Here is a 1,675-nt window from a genome sequence, read left to right as displayed (position 1 = left end):
CCACCGACATCAACCGCATCACCCGCACCGGCATCACCCCCCTCACCACCACCGAAGGACTCCACCTCTTCGACACCGCACTCCACACCCCACACGCAGTCGCCGTACCCGCACGGCTGGATACCGGGGCGCTACGCGCCCTCGGCGACCTCGACCGCGTGCCGCCGCTCCTCCGCGGCCTGGTGCGAGGGCTGTCTCCCGCTCCAGCGGCGCCCTCTAATGGAAGTGCCGGGCGGACAGACCCGCTGCCCTGGGTCCACGAACTCGCCGAGGCGCCTGAGACAGACCGTCCACGCCTGACGCTCCATCTGATCCGGACCACCATCGCCGAGGTGCTCGGCCATCCGCCGAACCAGCTGGTGCCGACCGACCGCGGCCTGTTGGACCTCGGCCTCGACTCGCTCACCGCCGTCGAACTCCGCAACCGCCTCAGCGCCAAGACCGGGCTGCGCCTGCCCACCACTCTACTCTTCGACCACCCGACGGCCGCCGCGCTCGCCGCCCACCTCCACGCGGAACTGGGCGCCTCGATGCCGGGAGGCGCCGCGACGGCACTGGCCCGGCTCGACGAACTGGAAGACCTCTTCGACCGAGCGCCACTGGACGAAGAAGCTCTCGGCCGCGTCACCGCTCGGCTGGCCTCCGTTCTGTCCCGGATCGCCCCAGGCCAGAACGGCAGCGCTAGGGCCGCGACAGGCATCCAGGTGGAGGAAGCCTCCGACGACGAGCTCTTCGACCTCATCGACGGACACGTAGCACCCGAATGAGGGCACCGTCCCGTCCGCCCTCCATCTCCACCCCGGTGCCACACCCTGCGCGCCACACCGACCATCCACGCGGCCGTGGCCAGCGCCCGACCGCCCACCTGCCCCCACCCCACCTCATGACACTGGGTGCCGCACAACGAGGAGAGTTGACCTCCCATGACCAGCGACACGAACCAGGCGAGCGGGCCGACCGAGTCCAGTGGGACCACCGAAGCCAGGCTCCGCGACTACCTCAAGCGCGTGACCAATGACCTGCTCCAGACCAAGGAGCAGCTGTCCGAGGTCCAGGCCGAGCGCCATGAGCCGATCGCGATCGTCGGCATGGCCTGCCGCTATCCGGGCGGGGTGCGCTCCCCGGAGGACCTGTGGCAGATCGTCGAATCCGGCACGGACGCCATCTCACCCTTCCCCGACAACCGGGGCTGGGACCTCGCGGAGCTGTACGACCCGGACCCGGAACGCACCGGGAAGAGCTATGCCCGCGAGGGTGGGTTCGTGCACGACGCGGACGAGTTCGACCCGGCGTTCTTCGGAATCAGCCCGCGCGAGGCGCTGGCGGTGGACCCGCAGCAGCGGCTGCTGCTGGAGACGGCATGGGAAACCTTCGAGCGGGCCGGTATCGACCCGTCGTCACTGCACGGCTCACGCACCGGTGTCTTCGCCGGCGTGATGTACAGCGACTACGGGGGCCGCATCCAGAAGGCACCTGACGGGCTTGAGGGGTACATCGGCACAGGCAGCGCGGGTTCAGTCGCCTCGGGCCGTCTCTCCTACACCTTCGGTCTGGAGGGGCCTGCGGTCACGGTGGACACGGCCTGCTCGTCCTCGCTGGTCGCACTGCACCTGGCGATACGGTCACTGCGCAGCGGCGAATGCGACCTCGCACTCGCGGGCGGAGTGACAGTCAT

The 1,675-nt window shown here is 69.7% G+C and carries 2 protein-coding genes; both read left to right on the top strand.

The window, feature by feature from the left end; translation table 11 throughout:
* Window positions 1-767: beta-ketoacyl reductase (locus tag AB0E05_RS36380; RefSeq protein WP_361971896.1), on the top strand; the 767-nt coding region annotated here is incomplete at its 5' end.
* 156 nt (window positions 768-923) lie between these two features.
* Window positions 924-1,675 (top strand): beta-ketoacyl synthase N-terminal-like domain-containing protein (locus AB0E05_RS36375; protein ID WP_361971894.1); only part of this gene is annotated, 752 nt, incomplete at its 3' end.

It is taken from the genome of Streptomyces sp. NPDC048057, from assembly GCF_040653095.1.
Taxonomy (GTDB): Bacteria; Actinomycetota; Actinomycetes; order Streptomycetales; family Streptomycetaceae; genus Streptomyces.
This window is presented reverse-complemented; position numbering and strand designations above follow the sequence as displayed.